Genomic DNA, 19,655 nt, shown 5'->3' with positions numbered 1-19,655 from the left:
TCTCTCTATGCATCGCGTTCAGCAATTAAAGCCGTTAGTGCTTCTAAGTTTGTTGTATCTTGATGTAACTGCGACAGTAATTCATACGCCTCTGATGTATAGTTAGCTAGCTCTTTTTGTGCGCCTTCTAACGTTAACAAAGATGTATAGGTGCTTTTATTGAGTACTTGATCTGCACCTGTATTTTTACCCATTTTTTTAGAATCACCAATGACATCTAAAATATCATCTTGAATTTGAAAGGCGATTCCGATTTTCTTAGAGTATTCCTCTAAGATTCTGTACTCATCTGAACTTGCTTTGCCTATAATAGCTCCGCTACAAACACTTGCCGTTAATAAGGCGCCTGTTTTTTGACTGTGTATTTCAGCTAAAGCTTCCAACGATACCGTTGTTTTTTCAGCCTCTATATCAGCCTGCTGCCCACTAATCATACCTGAAGGACCTGCAGATTGAGCATAGAGCTGGATGAGTTTAATTCGAGTTGTATCATCTATTTCTGGTGCTTCTGCTAAAAGTTGGAATGCTAATGTCAATAAACCATCACCTGCTAAAATAGCAGTGGCTTCATCAAAAGCTTTATGGCTGGTTAAGCGACCTCTGCGATAATCATCATTATCCATCGCTGGTAGATCATCGTGTATTAACGAATACGTATGAATCATCTCCATCGCAATCGCAGGAATCATTGCTTTATCTAGTTCTTTTTCAAATAAACCAAATGTTGCTAATAACAGCAGTGGACGAATGCGTTTTCCACCTGCGGATAACGAGTACTTTAGTGCTTCTTGGTGGCGTGATTCAACATTTTGTAATGTTTCAATTGTTTTTACAAGTGCTTGGTCTAATTTAACTTTACTTTCTTTTGAAAAGGTTTCAAAACTCATGCTTCTGGCTCCTTCATTTCAAAATCAGTTGTTTCACCATCAGCTTGCACAAGTTGTACCATTTTTTCTTCTGCATTTTTTAATTGTTTCTCACAAAGTGCCGCTAATTTCACACCATTTTGATAAAGGTTCATTGCTTCTTCGAGGCCAATTTCATTATTTTCTAATTGTTTGACAACATTATCAAGCTGTATCATTGCTTCCTCAAACGTTACATTTGTTTCCTCATTCATTAGATGCCATCTCCTTATCGGTTACTGTTGCTTTAATTATACCATCACTCAGACGAATCTGAAGCGTTTCATTAATAGCGACTTCTTCTACACTTTTAACCATTTTATGCTGTTGTGTTTCAATCAAAGAGAAACCACGTTTCATGACTTGCATCGGGCTTACTGCTTCAATTTTCTCTACCACATGTGCAAGCGCTAAGCGTTTATCATCTATTTGTTTACGATAGTTTTTTGTCAGTTGCTGTGATTGATTTTCCCATTTTTCATGATATCGTTGAATTCTATCAGCCGGACTAGCTTGTAATAAACGCCAATTAACACGCTCTAAGGCAAATTTTTGTTGGCTTACTTTACCTTCTAACAAATTGCTTAAACGCTGCTTATAGTTATCTATGCGCTGATAGTTTTGTTCAATGATACGTTGCGGTTGATGTGCCGCTAAAGCATTACGATGAACAAGTAAACGTTGATTTTTCATTGCAATGATATGTTTCATTGATTGTGCAAGTTGTTGTTGAGTTGTCAGTACATTTGTTAAGATATCAACCGTTTGTCTTACTGCTATTTCCGCTGCAGCAGTGGGTGTTGGCGCTCGATAATCAGCCGCATAGTCACTCAACGTTGTATCCGTTTCATGTCCCACAGCAGATATTATAGGAATCCGTGATTCATAGATAGCACGTACAACTTTTTCTTCGTTAAACGCCCACAGATCCTCAATAGAACCACCGCCACGACCTACAATAAGCACATCAATCTCTGGCGAGAATACCCCTGCGCGCTTTATTTGATGACTGATTTCATCAATCGCTTTATCGCCTTGAACCGCCGCTGGAAAAAGTACGATTTCTGTTTGTGGAGAACGGCGTTTTAATGTTGTAATAATATCACGCACCGCTGCTCCAGTTGGAGAAGTAATAACACCAATGCGTTTAGGGTAGGTGGGTAACACTAATTTATGTGATACATTGAAAACACCTTGCTCTGTCAAACTCTTTTTTAATTGTTCAAACCTCACAAATAATGCCCCGACGCCATCTGGTTGCATATCTTCAACGTAAAATTGGTAGTTGCCACCGCGCTCAAAAACATCAACACGTCCCTGTATCAGAACTTTCATTCCATCTTCTGGTTGAAAATTAATTTTTTGTGCTGCTTTTGCAAACATCACAGCTCTAATTTGAGCCTTCTCGTCTTTTATCGTCAAATAAAGATGCCCACTTGCTTGGCGTTTGAAGTTCGAAATTTCACCTTGAACATATACTTTTTTTAAATAAGGATCCGAACTGAATTTTCGAGCAATATAACCTGTCAATAATGTTACTGATAAATAATTCGCCGACATTCTCGGACACCTCATCTTTCGTTTTTATCTATAGTTGAATGGATTGGTATCCACTTGAGAAGCAATAAAACTAATTGAGTGCTGTTCTTGCAAGAGTGTAATTAAACCGTTAATCATAATTTTTTCAATGGTATGACCGGCATCGATTACGGGAAAGTCTAATTCCATTGCATCATGCCCTAGATGGTAATAGATATCCCCCGTAATTAAAACGTCTGCTTTTGATAAAGCTGCTGTGCGAATGTAGTTGTTACCATCACCACCAAGGATTGCGACTGTTTTAATTTCGCGATCAGCTGGACCAATAAAACGAACACCTGGCAAGTCCCATAATTTTTTGACTTGTTCGCTCAAAGCAGAAACAGTCGTCACTTCTGCTAATTCACCAATACGGCCAATGCCATAATCAACCTGATAACGCTCGGTTGTTTTCTCTAAATAGGTGATAGACTGTAATTCTAAAGACTGTGCCAACATATCATTAACACCGCCTTCTGCTACATCTAAATTAGTATGAGCAGCAAAAACTGCGATATCATGTTTCAATAGTTTCGCAATCAAACGTCCACGTGATGTGCTTGTATCAATATTTTTAATTGGTACATATAGTAACGGATGGTGCGCAATAATCATATTTACACCCTTAGCAATTGCTTCATCAACAACAGTTTCTAAAACATCTAACGTTACCATCACCTTTGTAACAACTTGCATTTCATCACCAATATGTAAACCAATCGGGTCTTTCCCTAATTTAAGTTCTGGTGGTGCTATACGTTCCATACTTTTTACAATATCACCCACTGTTACCATTATGCTAACACCTCGTCAATCTCCTGAATGCGCTGCTGTAAAGTTGTAATTTTCGCATGGCTTGCTTCATTTTGACTACCTTTTTCAATTCGTTTAATGATTGTTTGTAATGTAGTTCGTTCACTCTTCCAAAATTTTATGAATGTTGTTGATTTTTCATTTTGTAAAAATGGACCAAATTTTATTTCATTGGTGTTGTAAGAAACTGTCGTTGCACTTTTTTCAAGTACAAGAATTTCATATATTTTTTCATCTTCTTCTAAAATAGTTTCAGATATAATTTGATACTGATTGAGTTGTGCCCACTCTCGGATCGAATTTGCCGCTACGTTGGGTTGCAATATCAAACGCATGTTGTCTGTTAAACGTTGTGGTTCTGCTTCTAGTATTGAACGTATCAGCGGGCCACCCATTCCAGCAATAACAATTGTATTAATTTTATCCTCTGAATTTATAACTGCTAATCCATTACCTTTACGAACGCTAATATCTTTTGTGAGTGCAAGACCTTGAACGTGTGTACACGCAGATTGATAAGGTCCCTCAACAACTTCACCAGCTATCGCAAACACAGCCTTCTTCTCAATTATTGCATAACATGGTAAGTATGCATGATCAGAACCTATATCCGCAACTCTTGCTTTTTCTGGGAAATAATCCACAACTGTTTTTAAGCGTTGTGATAATTCACGCTCATTCATTATCAACACTCTCCTCATCAATTACACTTATATCACGCGTTCCAGCATGATAACCTGCCAAACGTCCTGTAACAAGCGCACAAGTAATGTTAAAACCACCTGTGTAGCCATGAATATCTAAAATTTCACCACTAAAATAAAGACCTGCAATTTTCTTACTTTGCATTTCTTTAGGAATAATTTCTTTAACAGATACACCACCACCAGTTACAAATGCTTTATCAAAGTCATAGGTACCTTTTACAACAAAACGGAAATCTTTTAAGACACTCGCTAGCTGCACCCATTTTTTAGGAGATATTGCCACACACATCTCTTCTGGATCAATTTCTAAACGCTCAATAAAAAATAGTAATAAACGTTCTTGTATTAACCCTTTCAATGCATTTTTCACTTGTTTTTTAGGATCATTTTTAACGCGTTGCATAATATCTTCTTCTAAATCTTTTAATTTCAAATCGGGAAACTGATCTAATTTCATTGTAACTGTATCTACTTTGTATTTTTCTTTTGTTTTAATAACAAAAGAGCTACATCTTAATGCCGCAGGTCCAGATATGCCAAAGTGAGTGAAAATCATATCCATTTTATGTGTGACAACAACTTTATTTTTAGGATTCAGCACAGTTAAATCTATTTCTCTTAATGAAATACCTTGTAACGTTTTGTCCAAAATAAAAGGTTCATCTGATAAAATTGGAACTTCAGTTGGAAAAAGTGGCGTAATTTTATGCCCGGCTTCTTTAGCCCAAACATAACCATCGCCAGTTGATCCCGTTTTTGGTACAGCTTGGCCACCGACAGACACAACAACATTAGGAGTGTATACTTTATCTCCTCGAGTTGTCTCAACATAATCAATGGTTTGATTTTTATAGTGTATTTTTTTCACAGGACAATCTTGCCAAATAGTAATATCTAGCTCTTCCATTCGTTGCGCTAATGCCTCTAATACATCTCGTGACTTATTCGTTGTCGGAAACATGCGACCATGATCTTCTTCTTTAAGGCCTACACCCACTGATTCAAAGAAACTAATTATATCTTCGTTATCATACATCGCAAATGCACTATATAAGAAACGACCATTTCCCGGAACGTGTTTAATTATTTCGTCTACTGGCAAGCGATTTGTAACATTACATCTGCCACCACCTGACATCACTAGTTTACGCCCTAGTTTATGTCCTTTTTCTATAAGTAAAACTTTTTTCCCTTGCTCTGACGCCGCAATCGAAGCCATTAAACCCGAAGGGCCGCCTCCGATAACAACAACATCAAAATTCACCAAATATTCCACCTCAAACTCATTTATTATTTATCCTTATTTTAGCATATTTACCCCTATAATTATAGCGTTCACTGAGAACAGCTATTGTTAATGTGTATCTGCTCTTCACTATTTTTTTTATAAAGCTACAAAAAAAAACACCCTTTCAGGTGTTTTCGTTTGCTTGGCAACGTCCTACTCTCACAGGGGGAAACCCCCAACTACCATCGGCGCTAAAGAGCTTAACTACTGTGTTCGGGATGGGAACAGGTGTATCCTCTTTGCTATCGTCACCAAACTTATTCTCTTCATTAACTTTGTATTTCGTTGTTGTCTTTATCATCTCAATCGTCACATACCTTAAGTATGCTTCTCAATCAATTCAAAGCCGTCTAGAAATCCTTCGCTTCATAAGTGAATTCATCTCACTTGCTTGGATAATATGAAATTATCAAGAGAATTTGCACTCTCAAAACTGAATACTTATTGATATAGAAAGAATTTGCGACAACCAATCGTCATTTTCGCTTTTTTAAAAATTAATAAGGTTAAGTCCTCGACCTATTAGTATTCGTCCGCTCCATACATTGCTGTACTTCCACTCCGAACCTATCAACCTGATCGTCTCTCAGGGGTCTTACTCACATAAAGTGATGGGAAATCTCATCTCGAGGGGGGCTTCACGCTTAGATGCTTTCAGCGTTTATCCCTTCCACACATAGCTACCCAGCGATGCTCCTGGCGGAACAACTGGTACACCAGCGGTGTGTCCATCCCGGTCCTCTCGTACTAAGGACAGCTCCTCTCAAATTTCCTGCGCCCGCGACGGATAGGGACCGAACTGTCTCACGACGTTCTGAACCCAGCTCGCGTACCGCTTTAATGGGCGAACAGCCCAACCCTTGGGACCGACTACAGCCCCAGGATGCGATGAGCCGACATCGAGGTGCCAAACCTCCCCGTCGATGTGGACTCTTGGGGGAGATAAGCCTGTTATCCCCGGGGTAGCTTTTATCCGTTGAGCGATGGCCCTTCCATGCGGAACCACCGGATCACTAAGCCCGACTTTCGTCCCTGTTCGACTTGTAGGTCTCACAGTCAAGCTCCCTTGTGCCTTTACACTCTGCGAATGATTTCCAACCATTCTGAGGGAACCTTTGGGCGCCTCCGTTACTCTTTAGGAGGCGACCGCCCCAGTCAAACTGCCCATCTGACACTGTCTCCCACCCCGATAAGGGGTGCGGGTTAGAATGGTCATGTCACAAGGGTAGTATCCCACCAACGCCTCCTCCGAAGCTAGCGCTCCGGAATCTAAGGCTCCTACCTATCCTGTACAAGTGACACAAACATTCAATATCAGATTGCAGTAAAGCTCCACGGGGTCTTTCCGTCCTGTCGCGGGTAACCTGCATCTTCACAGGTACTATAATTTCACCGAGTCTCTTGTTGAGACAGTGCCCAAATCGTTACACCTTTCGTGCGGGTCGGAACTTACCCGACAAGGAATTTCGCTACCTTAGGACCGTTATAGTTACGGCCGCCGTTTACTGGGGCTTCAATTCGCACCTTCGCTTGCGCTAAGCACTCCTCTTAACCTTCCAGCACCGGGCAGGTGTCAGCCCATATACGTCATCTTACGATTTTGCATAGACCTGTGTTTTTGGTAAACAGTCGCTTGGGCCTATTCACTGCGGCTCTCTCAGGCTTTCACCTTAATAGAGCACCCCTTCTCCCGAAGTTACGGGGTCATTTTGCCGAGTTCCTTAACAAGAGTTCTCTCGCTCACCTTAGGATTCTCTCCTCATCTACCTGTGTCGGATTGCGGTACGGGCAGTCATTAACTAACTAGAGGCTTTTCTTGGCAGTGTGGAATCAGAACCTACGGCACTAGGTGCCACCACATCACAACTCAGCTTACACGGAAAGCGGATTTGCCTACTTCCCTGCCTAATTGCTTGTACATGCATATCCATCAGCATGCGTTCGTATCCTCCTGCGTCCCCCCATCGCTCAAACATTAATGACTGGTACAGAAATATCAATCTGTTGTCCATCGCCTACGCCTATCGGCCTCAGCTTAGGTCCCGACTAACCCTGGGCGGACGAGCCTTCCCCAGGAAACCTTAGATATTCGGTGGACGGGATTCTCACCCGTCTTTCGCTACTCATACCGGCATTCTCACTTCTAAGCACTCCACCAGTCCTCTCGGTCTGACTTCACTGTCCTTAGAACGCTCTCCTACCACGGACATCTTAGATGTCCATCCACAGTTTCGGTAATACGTTTAGCCCCGGTACATTTTCGGCGCGGTGTCACTCGACTAGTGAGCTATTACGCACTCTTTAAATGGTGGCTGCTTCTGAGCCAACATCCTAGTTGTCTAAGCAATACTACATCCTTTTCCACTTAACGTATATTTAGGGACCTTAACTGGTGGTCTGGGCTGTTTCCCTCTCGACAATGGATCTTATCACTCACTGTCTGACTCCCGAGTATAAGTCGATGGCATTCGGAGTTTATCTGAATTCAGTAACCCTAGATGGGCCCCTAGTTCAAACAGTGCTCTACCTCCATGACTCTCAACCTCGAGGCTAGCCCTAAAGCTATTTCGGAGAGAACCAGCTATCTCCAGGTTCGATTGGAATTTCTCCGCTACCCACACCTCATCCCCGCAATTTTCAACTTACGTGGGTTCGGACCTCCAGTAAGTTTTACCTTACCTTCATCCTGGACATGGGTAGATCACCTGGTTTCGGGTCTACGCCTACTAACTAATTCGCCCTATTCAGACTCGCTTTCGCTGCGGCTCCGTCTTATCAACTTAACCTTGCTAGTAAACGTAACTCGCCGGTTCATTCTACAAAAGGCACGCTATCACCCATTAACGGGCTTTAACTACTTGTAGGCACACGGTTTCAGGAACTATTTCACTCCCCTTCCGGGGTTCTTTTCACCTTTCCCTCACGGTACTGGTACACTATCGGTCACTAGGGAGTATTTAGCCTTACGGGATGGTCCCCGTGGATTCCGACGGGATTTCTCGTGTCCCGCCGTACTCAGGATCCACTCTGGAGAGAAACGCTTTTCGTTTACGGGACTGTTACCCTCTTTGGTTAACCTTTCCAGGTTACTCAACTAAACGTTTCTTTTGTAACTCCGTGTAGAGTGTCCTACAACCCCAAAGAGCAAGCTCTTTGGTTTGGGCTGTTTCCGTTTCGCTCGCCGCTACTTAGGAAATCGATTTTTCTTTCTCTTCCTGCAGGTAATAAGATGTTTCAGTTCCCTGCGTCTGCCGTCAACAACCTATGTATTCAGTTGAAGACACTATGCGATCAAGCATAGTAGGTTTCCCCATTCGGAAATCTCTGGATCAAAGCTTACGTACAGCTCCCCAAAGCATATCGGTGTTAGTCCCGTCCTTCATCGGCTCCTAGTGCCAAGGCATTCACCGTGCGCCCTTTCTAACTTAACCTTCAGACTTACTTCTTTTCCTATCTCTCTTTGTCAGAATTGCGCGCTCTCAGACATGTACCGAAGTACAATTACTTACGAGTGCTCGTTCTTCCTCGATTGATAAAAAAACAACTTCGTCTTTACCTTGCCTCCGAAGAGGCAAAGTTCGACATGATGAACACATGTCTGGTTGATCGTGCGATACGATCTGATGATTATAAATCACCTAAAATGAGTCTCGGTTGTTACTTGGTCTTTCTATTTAATATCAATTAGTATTCAGTTTTCAAAGAACAAATTTTTATAGAGAAGATTGACTTCTCAAAACTAAATGAACGCTAGACATATCATATATATTTTAAAGTGAGTGATGACGTTTGTCATACTAGGTATCAACAATACTCATAAGAAAGCGTACTTTACGTACGTGTCTGAGAGTGTGCATTGATAACGGTGTATGCGAGTGTTTCTCATCATTTTAAAACAATTAATTTGTAACATTATCACATCCGAAGATGTGTTCCTATTCCTTAGAAAGGAGGTGATCCAGCCGCACCTTCCGATACGGCTACCTTGTTACGACTTCACCCCAATTATCTATCCCACCTTAGACGGCTAGCTCCCGAAGGTTACCAAACCGGCTTTGGGTGTTACAAACTCTCGTGGTGTGACGGGCGGTGTGTACAAGGCCCGGGAACGTATTCACCGTAGCATGCTGATCTACGATTACTAGCGATTCCGGCTTCATGCAGGCGAGTTGCAGCCTGCAATCCGAACTGAGAATAATTTTATGGGATTGGCTCCACCTCGCGGCTTCGCGACCCTTTGTATTATCCATTGTAGCACGTGTGTAGCCCAGGTCATAAGGGGCATGATGATTTGACGTCATCCCCACCTTCCTCCGGCTTACACCGGCAGTCACTTTAGAGTGCCCAACTAAATGCTGGCAACTAAAATCAAGGGTTGCGCTCGTTGCGGGACTTAACCCAACATCTCACGACACGAGCTGACGACAACCATGCACCACCTGTCACTTTGTCCCCGAAGGGAAAGTTCTGTCTCCAGAATGGTCAAAGGATGTCAAGACCTGGTAAGGTTCTTCGCGTTGCTTCGAATTAAACCACATGCTCCACCGCTTGTGCGGGCCCCCGTCAATTCCTTTGAGTTTCAACCTTGCGGTCGTACTCCCCAGGCGGAGTGCTTAATGCGTTAACTGCAGCACTAAGGGGCGGAAACCCCCTAACACTTAGCACTCATCGTTTACGGCGTGGACTACCAGGGTATCTAATCCTGTTTGCTCCCCACGCTTTCGCGCCTCAGCGTCAGTAACAGACCAGAGAGCCGCCTTCGCCACTGGTGTTCCTCCAAATATCTACGCATTTCACCGCTACACTTGGAATTCCACTCTCCTCTTCTGTCCTCAAGTCTCCCAGTTTCCAATGACCCTCCCCGGTTGAGCCGGGGGCTTTCACATCAGACTTAAGAGACCGCCTGCGCGCGCTTTACGCCCAATAATTCCGGACAACGCTTGCCACCTACGTATTACCGCGGCTGCTGGCACGTAGTTAGCCGTGGCTTTCTGGTTAGATACCGTCAAGGGGTGAACAGTTACTCTCACCCATGTTCTTCTCTAACAACAGAGCTTTACGACCCGAAGGCCTTCTTCGCTCACGCGGCGTTGCTCGGTCAGACTTTCGTCCATTGCCGAAGATTCCCTACTGCTGCCTCCCGTAGGAGTTTGGGCCGTGTCTCAGTCCCAATGTGGCCGATCACCCTCTCAGGTCGGCTATGGATCGTCGCCTTGGTAAGCCATTACCTTACCAACTAGCTAATCCAGCGCGGGTCCATCTCACAGTGACAGCCGAAACCGTCTTTCACTTGAACATCTTATGATGTTCAGCACATTCGGTATTAGCATCGATTTCTCGATGTTATCCCCAGCTGTGAGGCAGGTTACCCACGTGTTACTCACCCGTCCGCCACTAACTTCAAAAGAGCAAGCTCTTTATCCGTTCGTTCGACTTGCATGTATTAGGCACGCCGCCAGCGTTCGTCCTGAGCCAGGATCAAACTCTCGTTAAAAAGTGATAGTGTTTAAACCATCAAATGATCCTTAACTAGTTCGCTAGCTAAAAATTTGTTACTTGTTTGCGTTACGAAATTAATTGGTTAAACTCCGAAGAGTTTAAGCATATAATATGTCTTTTCGTTCATTCAGTTTCCAAAGGTCAATCGCCGTCAAACTCTCGCTGACAACTACTTTAATATAACATATCTATTAACTCACGTCAACATCTTTCGCAAAATGTTTTCAGGAGATAATTTGAAGTCGTCGTTTTGACAACTTCTTAATATTATCATCCGTTGATTTAAAAGTCAACACTTTAAATAAAAAAACTAATTGGTATATTTCATTACCCAATAACTGATCCCATCATCTTTTTCCTGAATCGTTTTTACCCAACCCTCTTTAGCATAAAAAGCCAATGCTTTTTCGTTTTCAGTCACACATTTTAATGTCGCAGGCAACTCTATTCGATTGAGAGCTTCAGCAATTAATTGAGAACCAATTCCTTTTCTACTCTTAGTAGTATCAACAAACAAATGATGGATAAAACTATCCGGGACATATGTAGAGACAAAACCTAATATTTCACCCTCTTCTTCTATTAATAAAACTTCTTCATCAATTGTCTGTTTGTCGAAGTCTTCAAGTTTATAAGTTTCTGTTTTATCCCAGGCGAACGCAGCCGTTCTAACTTTTAAAAATATTTCTCGCAACCTTGGTAAATCTTCTTTTTTCATTTCTCTTGCGTACATCGTCTTCACCCCTATACACTTACATATATTTCTCTTAAGAACTTCTTTATTATATCGACACCTTCATAAATTTTACAAGTATATTTTTCACAAAACTCTAAACGTAAAGACCCCTCGCCTTTTTCATCTACACACCATATTTCACTATCTTTCTTGTATTTTTGATATTCTTTCGCAAGTAACAATGCACCCTCACCTCTAAACTTAAGAACTTTAGCATCACAAATGTCGCGCATAAGATAACGGCCCCAAGAAAAAGAAACAGTCGGATAACGCATGATATCTTCTTCAAAAAAATGATATGTTTTTTTAGCGCATTCACTGTAAAACGAATCATTCGTTAATTGCGACAATTGCCAAAATGAGAACGTTATGCTGGCATTAGCATTCGGAAGCGCCGTATCTAAACCTTCTTTATCTCTTATGATCAACGGTAATTCACGATCATCTGTAAAATAAAAACCACCGGCTTGCTTATCCTCAAAATGTTCAGTTAAAACATTAGCTAACACAATCGCTAATTCGATATATTTGTGTTTGAATGTCAGTTGGTTAAGCTCAATACATGCTTCTATCAGATAAGCATAATCATCAAGAAAAGCAATCTCTTTTACGACGCCCTCCATTGAAGTGGCATAAAGATTACCGTCTCTATAATTGACGTTGATTAACGCATCAAAACAGTCCTCTGCTCTTCTCTGATAAGATTGATCACCCAATATACGGCTAGCTTTGGCTAACGACTTAACCATTAATGCATTCCACGACGTTTTAATTTTAGTTTCTACAAAAGGAGACAGTTCTTGTTTACGATGATTACTTAACTTAGCTAAACTATCGATTAATTTGTTTCCACGTAGTTCACTGTCTCTCTCATTAACATACAGTATATTTCCCTCTGCTCCTTGCTCTTGTGTTATTAAACCAAAACGATAAGCAAATAACACAGCTGTTTCACTACCAAGAACTGACACAACTTCATCCCACCGCCATTTATAATAGGCACCTTCAACACCTTTTACATCAGCATCAATCGCACTGTGAAAAACACCATTCTCAGACATCAATAAACGGTCTACAAAATCAATTAAACGTCTACTTGTTTCTTTATATAACTCTTTTGACTGATACTGGTATGCAGTGACATAAGAGTCAAGCAACAATGCCTGATCATAAAGCATTTTTTCAAAATGTGGGGAACGATGACGCTCATCTACGGTATAACGAAAGAAACCACCATCTATTTGATCAAACAAAGCACTGTAACGCCATTCTTCTAACGTCTTACTCAACATTTCATCTGCCTCAATAGAGGAATATCGAGTCGAATAGTTCATTAAAAATTGTATAGGCTGGCTTGTTGGGTATTTTGGTGCTTTACCAAAACCAGCGTTTTCCAAATCAAATTGTGCTCTTAAATTACCGTAAAGGTGCTCTACCACTTCTTTATCTGCATAATCTTCCAGCGTATTGTTAGGAGGGGCTGCCAATCCTTTTATTAGTTGCTGACTAATACCTTCTATCTGTTCGGGCATTTCATCATACACCCGCTTCAAATGTTTGATAATCGACATCATTCCTGGTTGATTATGAGTGTCATCCTTCGGTATGTATGTAGCGGCATAAAATGGCGCTTGTTCTGCTGTTAAAAAAACGTTAAGTGGCCATCCAGCTTGTCCAGTTAACATCTGGCAAACCTTCATATAGATGGCATCAATATCCGGACGCTCTTCCCTGTCTATTTTGATGGCAATAAAATGTTCGTTCAGGTAATCAGCGACTTCACTATCCATAAAGACTTCATCAGACATAACATGACACCAATGACACGTAGAGTATCCACTGCTTAACAATACTGGCTTATTTTCATGTTGGGCTAATTCAAATGCTTCATCGCCCCAAGGATACCAATTTATAGGATTGGCTGCATGTTGTTGTAAATAAAGGGACTTTTCAGTCGCTAGATGATTTGTTTTAGAATGTCGCATGTTTACCCTCCACTTCTATTTTTATATTTTAAAGTAAATTATAGATGAGACGAGCCTTTTACACAACGTTCCGATTTAATCATTCTTGCCTCACCTAGGTTAAAAGAAAAACCTTTACTAATTTAACATTACCGCAGATAATAGGAGAGAGTATTATACTAAAGGAGCGGATTACAAAATGAATATTATTTCTCATACTGTTGAAAAACTACATGACCCTACGGGCATCATTGAAGGTGAACGTTATGAATTTTTCATCGTGTTTAATGTTGATGAAGATGACGAATTATTTGAAGCTAACGGACTTGAGTTACGTGTATTAATCGGACAAAAGGAAGACATTTCTAGAATCGTTACTTACTATATCAAATCGATTGATACAGACACGCAACTAGACATTGCCCTTGACGAAGATGAAGAAGCAGAAATACTTACATTCTGTGCGGATAAAATCAAAGACCTACCACAATTTTAATTGATGAACTAAAACACTTCTACCTCAATTCATTTCGAATTTGAGAAAGAGGTGTTTTTTTGTTCAGAAAAATGCAGGCACTTGGTTAGGTCTTTCGACTTATATCCTTTCAGTTAATTATCATTGAAATCCTCAACTATATCAACATTGTTATACTTTTCCAGACATTTTACTGAAAAGGACTATAGTTTCATAATCAAAGAAAACGTTTACACGCTTTATTTTAGGTGCTATACTCATGTTGTACCAACACATATATCTACAATAGGAGGTTTATTTATGAAATTTTTAAAACCACCCGCACCAAAAGAACGTTTACCAAAAGATGAAATCGATCCGGTTTATAAACGCTTACGGTGGCAAGTATTTATTGGTATTTTCATTGGTTATGCCGGGTATTACTTATTACGAAAAAACTTTTCTCTCGCTATCCCTGGTTTAACAGAAGAAGGCTTCACAAAAGGCGAATTAGGATTAGCGTTATCCGCTGTTTCAATCGCCTACGGTATCAGTAAATTTATAATGGGTATTGTTTCCGATCGAAGTAACGCAAGAATATTTTTACCTTTAGGTCTCATTTTAGCTGCTATCATTAATTTATTACTCGGCTTTATTCCTTTTTTCACATCTTCAATCACAACCATGTTTATTATGCTATTCTTAATCGGTTGGTTCCAAGGAATGGGTTGGCCACCTGCTGGTAGAACACTTGTACATTGGTTCTCTCTGAATGAGCGTGGCGGTAAAACAGCCATTTGGAACGTTGCTCATAATGTCGGTGGTGGTATCATGGCGCCAATCGCAGTAGCCGGTATTAGTTTAACCTCTACTTACATTATTGGTATAAAAGCCTTTAACGGTGTCTTTATTTTACCAGCATTAATAGCCATTATCGTTGCAATACTTGCATATATTTTAATGCGTGACACACCTCAATCTGAAGGTTTACCACCTATTGAAGAATATCGTAATGATTATCCTAATGCCTCACATGAAACAATTGAAGAAGAATTGAGTGCTAAAGATATTCTCTTTAAATATGTTTTAAATAATAAATGGGTCTGGATGATTGCAGTTGCTAATATCTTTGTCTACTTTACACGTTATGGCGTACTCGATTGGGCACCAGCCTATCTTAGCGAAGAAAAAGGAATGAATTTAAGCGAAACAAGTTGGTCTTACTTCCTTTATGAATGGGCAGGTATCCCTGGCACTCTTTTATGCGGTTGGATTTCCGACAAATTTTTCAAAGGACGTCGTGGTCCGGCAGGCGTTGTCTTTATGTTAGGTGTTGCTGCTGCAGTCCTTGTTTATTGGCTCAATCCTCCAGGCAACCCTTGGATTGATAACGTTGCCTTAATAGCTATCGGCTTTTTAATTTACGGTCCAGTAATGTTGATTGGACTTCAGGCGCTTGATCTTGTACCTAAAAAAGCAGCAGGTACCGCCGCGGGCTTAACTGGACTTTTTGGTTATCTTGGCGGTGCCGTGATGGCAAATGCTTTGCTTGGTTTTGTTGTTGATGCGTATAGTTGGGATGTTGGCTTTACACTTATCTTCATTTCTTGTATCCTTGCAGCTATCGTATTTGCCTTTACATGGAACGTTCGTGGGCAAGAAACTTAATTTTTCATCCCCCATTCAATAGAGTGGGGGTTTTTAATAGGTACTTTTTTGTTCCTACTTTTCACTTACTTTAAATAAGCTTATTATGTATATAAAGCTTGTTGTCACATTTATTTGACACAAAAAGCCCTAAATTATCAACAAATTATAGGAGGAATTTTTATGACTACCGATTTATATTCACCGATTAGTATCAAAAACATGACATTGAAGAATCGTATTGTAATGCCACCGATGTGCATGTATTCCGCTCGTGACCAAGACGGGTATACAACAGACTGGCATGTTTCACACTACGCAACACGAGCAATTGGTGGTACGGGATTAATTATCATTGAAATGACCAATATCGAACCTGATGGTCGAATTTCAAATAACTGTCTTGGTTTATGGGAAGATGGTCAAATAGAAGGTATCGCTAAAATTGTTGAAGCTTGTCATGCTGCGGGAGCAAAAGTAGCGATTCAAATCGCTCATGCAGGGCGCAAAGCGACTGATGCTGCTACACCTGTTTCTTCTTCTCCTATCGCATTTGATTCGAATTCTAAAACACCACACGAATTAACAACATCTGAAATTGATGTTCTTATTAATAAATACGCAGAAGCGGCAAAACGTGCTGTTAAAGCTGGCGTTGATGCAATTGAATTACATGGTGCTCATGGTTATCTTATTCATCAATTCCAATCACCATTAACGAATAAACGCTCTGATAAATATGGCGAAAAACTTGGCTTATTTGGTGAACGTGTCATTTCGGCTGTAAAAAATAGCATACCTGCAGAAATGCCACTTTTCTTAAGAACATCAGCCATCGAATTTCATCCAGAAGGTTACGGTTTAGAACATAGTCTTAATCTTGCTGCTGATTATCTAACTGCTGGAATTGATGTGTTTCATGTAAGTGCAGGTGGTGAAAGTCAAAACGGTCCTTCCGCTACAATCGGTAGTGATGCAGGCTATCAATTAGGTCTGGCTCAAGCATTTAAAAATAAATTCAATGTACCTATTATAGCCGTGGGGAATTTATCTGACGCAGCTCTTTCTAATTCAGTTATTACAAACAATCAAGCTGATATGGTCGCTGTGGGTCGTGGACTTCTACGCAACCCTTACTGGTCATTAAATACAGCGGCAGAGCTTCATAAACAAACAGATGTACCAAAACAATATAGCCCGGCCTTTCCTGACATCAAAAATTAATTGCTAAATAACGAAAAAGCTCCCTCACTGTTTATAGTGAGTGGAGCTTTTTTAATGACTACTTCTAAGTAAACGTAACGAATTCAAAATGACTAAAATCGTGCTGCCTTCATGTCCGATAACACCGAATGGTAAATTCATCATTTGGAAAAAGTTTGAAACAATTAGTATTAACATCACACTTATGGAAAAAGAAATATTCTGTTTAACGATACGTTTCATTTTTCGCGATAATTTAATCGTGCTCGCAATTTGAGTTAAATCATCCTTCATTAATACCACGTCAGCTGTTTCTAGAGCTACATCAGTCCCTTTCCCCATCGCTATACCAACATCTGCAATCGCAAGAGCAGGTGCATCATTAATGCCATCACCGACCATCGCAATTAAATCATTGTTACCTTTCAATTTTTTAATTTCTGTCACTTTATCCGCAGGCAAGCAATTTGCAATATATACCGGTACACCAGCTGTTGTGCTGATTTTTTTTGCAGTTGTTTCATTATCACCTGTCAACATGATTGTTTGAATACCTAATGCTTGTATCTCAGCAATCGCTGCTTGTGCTTCCGGTCGTACTTCATCTTCCAACGTCGCCATCAAAACAACTTCATCATCACGTTCCATGAACACAACGGTCTTCCCAACGATTGGTGCAATAAATCCTGAGGCTTTTAAAAACTGCTTCACAGACACTTGATTCATCCAGCTTTCTTTCCCCACTTTATAAGTAATACCAGCAACTGTTCCTTTGATTCCCCAACCAGGAAATTCTTCGACCAAAAAATCTTGCTGCGATACAACGCCTTGTTTTTCTAGTTGTCTAAAGATTGACTGAGCAATTGGATGATTCGATTGCCTTTCAATTCCTGATAAAATTGCTAGTATCTCCGCTTCTTCTAAAAGTGGTAAAGAATAGATTGAAACGTCAGTTGGTCGTCCTTGTGTTAAAGTACCCGTCTTATCGAACACTATTGTTTTAACCTCACTCAAAGCTTCGATATAACTGCCGCCTTTTACTAAAATCCCACGTTTGGCGCCATTAGAGATAGCAGCAAGTGATGCGGGTGTAATAGACGCAACCAAAGCACAGGGTGATGCAACAACTAATAAAATCATGGCACGATAAAAGGTTGTTGTCCAATCCCAACCCACCAAATAATGCGGGACAAATAACATCAATCCAACGATACCTAAAATAACTTTGACATAACGGCCTTCAAAACGTTCGATGAATTGTTCAGCGGGAGATTGCTCTGCTTGAGCAGTTGCAACTAAATCAATAATTTTCTGGAACACCGTTTCGGATGTTAACTTCGTCATCCGTATTTCAATTGCGCCACTACCGTTAAGGGTTCCCGCAAACACTTCTTTTCCAGGTATTTTTAGAACAGGAAGTGATTCACCTGTAATAGCAGCTTCGTTTATTGTCGTTTCGCCTTCACTAACAACACCATCCGTTGGCACTTGTTCGCCTGGTTTTATCAATACTCGATCATTAATCTTGAGTTCTGTAACAGGGACAAGTACAGTTGCACCATCTTCCTCAATACGCCAAGCTTCTTGGGGTTGCATACCCATTAATGCGGTAATTTCTTTTTTACTTTTATTCATCGCATATGTTTCTAGCGCGCCACTGATACCAAAGATAAAAATTAAAATGGCGCCCTCCATCCAATAACCAATCAATGCAGAACCAATCGCCGCCATAATCATTAGCAACTCCACATTTAATGCCTTTTTTTCGAACGTTTCCAACAAACCTTCTTTAGCTTTAGCATAACCACCAATAATGTAAGCTAACAAATAACAAGCAGTCGCAACCTTCACATCATTAAACGCACTTAAAATCAGCGCGATTGCAATTAAAACACCTGCAATACCAACGGCAATTAATTCCTTATACTCTGTCATTTTCTCAATTAAATCCATTTTTTTACCTATTCTCAATTAGAACACTCCTCTACTGATAATGAAAATCACTCTCAAACAGCTATTAAAACAACAAATGCCGACGAAACCCAATAAGGCCCGTCAGCATTTATATTAATTACTACTTTAGAATCATTATAACATAGGGTGTATCTTAATGAAAGACACGGTTAATAACAACATTAAATAACAAAATTCCTTAAAACTTTCTTTATCTATCAATCATTGCTAATAGTGTATACTAAAATCATTAAATAAGGAGGTTAGATTATGCCATTAATTAAATTATATTACGGGGACACCTATACTACTGAAACGATTGAAACAATCAATACTGTTATTCATCATTCGCTCGAAAATTGTTTTAAAATCCCAGCAGATGATACCTTCCAATTGTGGGTTCCAATGACGCAAAAAAATAATTTTGTCGATGATTGTTATCTACTAGCTGGTGGACAACGGAACAACCAGTTTCTTTATATTGAAATTTTTTGTGGACCTGGTCGTACAATTTCACAAAAAAAAGCGCTCTATCAAACGATTGCTGAACAAATCGACTTGAAAACGTCTTTAACCAAAGAAAACATCTTCATTTTACTCAATGAAGTCCCACTTGAAAACTGGTCCTTCGGGGATGGCAAAGCACAGATGATTCAGGAATAAACTATTCTGCCGATTACTCACTATCCTAATAGTTATTTTATGACTTTCAAAAATCACCTAATAATTATTATTCAACACACAGACGTTAGAACGATTAAAGTTAATCCTTAACAATCAGTCATTTTAACTTGTTATCTTACTAAAAAAACTGAGTATGACTAATAGCTTTGTATCTTTTCCATAAAAGAAAAAGATGGTGCTGGAATTTATCATTACCAACACCATCTTTTTTTATTTTTTGTTTA

At 40.2% G+C, this 19,655-nt stretch carries 13 protein-coding genes and 3 rRNA genes; 4 read left to right on the top strand and 12 right to left on the bottom strand.

Annotation, left to right across the window (positions count from 1 at the left end):
* Positions 1–5 precede the first annotated feature (5 nt).
* The 11 genes from V6S17_RS03905 to V6S17_RS03855 form a co-directional block, all read right to left on the bottom strand.
* On the bottom strand, positions 6–887 hold the full coding sequence (locus V6S17_RS03905; protein WP_029091146.1) for a polyprenyl synthetase family protein: 882 nt from the start codon (positions 885–887) through the stop codon (positions 6–8).
* Positions 884–1,120, bottom strand: a complete 237-nt coding sequence (gene xseB / locus V6S17_RS03900) for an exodeoxyribonuclease VII small subunit (RefSeq protein WP_029091145.1) — start codon at positions 1,118–1,120, stop codon at positions 884–886. The genes V6S17_RS03905 and xseB overlap by 4 nt, the downstream gene beginning before the upstream one ends.
* Entirely contained in the window at positions 1,113–2,465 is a 1,353-nt protein-coding gene (gene xseA / locus V6S17_RS03895; RefSeq protein ID WP_029091144.1) for an exodeoxyribonuclease VII large subunit, read from the bottom strand. Before xseA ends, xseB begins: the two co-directional genes overlap by 8 nt.
* Before the next feature lie 24 nt (positions 2,466–2,489).
* Positions 2,490–3,278, bottom strand: a complete 789-nt coding sequence (locus V6S17_RS03890; protein ID WP_029091143.1) for a Nif3-like dinuclear metal center hexameric protein — start codon at positions 3,276–3,278, stop codon at positions 2,490–2,492.
* Positions 3,278–3,979, bottom strand: coding sequence for a tRNA (adenine(22)-N(1))-methyltransferase (locus tag V6S17_RS03885; RefSeq protein ID WP_029091142.1), 702 nt, complete (start codon positions 3,977–3,979; stop codon positions 3,278–3,280). The genes V6S17_RS03890 and V6S17_RS03885 overlap by 1 nt, the downstream gene beginning before the upstream one ends.
* Entirely contained in the window at positions 3,972–5,267 is a 1,296-nt protein-coding gene (locus tag V6S17_RS03880; RefSeq protein ID WP_029091141.1) for an NAD(P)/FAD-dependent oxidoreductase, read from the bottom strand. Before V6S17_RS03880 ends, V6S17_RS03885 begins: the two co-directional genes overlap by 8 nt.
* Positions 5,268–5,431: 164 nt before the next feature.
* Positions 5,432–5,547 (bottom strand): 5S ribosomal RNA (rrf, locus tag V6S17_RS03875).
* Between the two features lie 246 nt (positions 5,548–5,793).
* A 23S ribosomal RNA gene (locus tag V6S17_RS03870) occupies positions 5,794–8,722 on the bottom strand.
* A gap of 515 nt (positions 8,723–9,237) precedes the next feature.
* Positions 9,238–10,785, bottom strand: a 16S ribosomal RNA gene (locus tag V6S17_RS03865).
* Together the 16S, 23S and 5S rRNA genes form the textbook arrangement of a ribosomal RNA operon.
* A gap of 315 nt (positions 10,786–11,100) precedes the next feature.
* Positions 11,101–11,523: a GNAT family N-acetyltransferase gene (locus tag V6S17_RS03860; protein ID WP_029090530.1), complete on the bottom strand. Its 423-nt coding sequence runs from the start codon at positions 11,521–11,523 to the stop codon at positions 11,101–11,103.
* Positions 11,524–11,534: 11 nt separating this feature from the next.
* Positions 11,535–13,511 (bottom strand): thioredoxin domain-containing protein, encoded by a 1,977-nt coding sequence (locus tag V6S17_RS03855; protein ID WP_051457220.1) that lies wholly within the window; start codon positions 13,509–13,511, stop codon positions 11,535–11,537.
* 178 nt (positions 13,512–13,689) lie between these two features.
* On the opposite strand from V6S17_RS03855, the gene V6S17_RS03850 reads away from it, so the two are divergent.
* The 3 genes from V6S17_RS03850 to V6S17_RS03840 all read left to right on the top strand — a co-directional run bounded on the left by V6S17_RS03850 (position 13,690) and on the right by V6S17_RS03840 (position 16,815).
* Positions 13,690–13,986 (top strand): DUF6509 family protein, encoded by a 297-nt coding sequence (locus V6S17_RS03850; protein ID WP_029090531.1) that lies wholly within the window; start codon positions 13,690–13,692, stop codon positions 13,984–13,986.
* A gap of 279 nt (positions 13,987–14,265) precedes the next feature.
* A complete protein-coding gene (gene glpT / locus V6S17_RS03845; protein WP_036026716.1) occupies positions 14,266–15,612 on the top strand; it encodes a glycerol-3-phosphate transporter in 1,347 nt (448 codons plus the stop codon).
* A gap of 162 nt (positions 15,613–15,774) precedes the next feature.
* Entirely contained in the window at positions 15,775–16,815 is a 1,041-nt protein-coding gene (locus V6S17_RS03840; RefSeq protein WP_036026719.1) for an NADH:flavin oxidoreductase/NADH oxidase, read from the top strand.
* A gap of 51 nt (positions 16,816–16,866) precedes the next feature.
* Here V6S17_RS03840 and V6S17_RS03835 read toward each other — a convergent pair whose 3' ends face one another.
* Positions 16,867–18,747 carry a heavy metal translocating P-type ATPase gene (locus V6S17_RS03835; RefSeq protein WP_036026778.1) on the bottom strand — a complete coding sequence of 627 codons (1,881 nt, stop codon included), beginning with the start codon at positions 18,745–18,747 and terminating at the stop codon, positions 16,867–16,869.
* Positions 18,748–19,017: 270 nt separating this feature from the next.
* Here V6S17_RS03835 and V6S17_RS03830 point away from each other — a divergent pair, with 270 nt between their 5' ends.
* The gene (locus V6S17_RS03830; protein WP_029090535.1) at positions 19,018–19,410 is read left to right on the top strand and encodes a tautomerase family protein; all 393 of its coding nucleotides are present in this window, start codon (positions 19,018–19,020) and stop codon (positions 19,408–19,410) included.
* Positions 19,411–19,655 lie beyond the last annotated feature (245 nt).

It is taken from the genome of Brochothrix thermosphacta DSM 20171 = FSL F6-1036, from assembly GCF_036884295.1.
GTDB classification, from domain to species: domain Bacteria; phylum Bacillota; class Bacilli; order Lactobacillales; family Listeriaceae; genus Brochothrix; species Brochothrix thermosphacta.
This window is presented reverse-complemented; position numbering and strand designations above follow the sequence as displayed.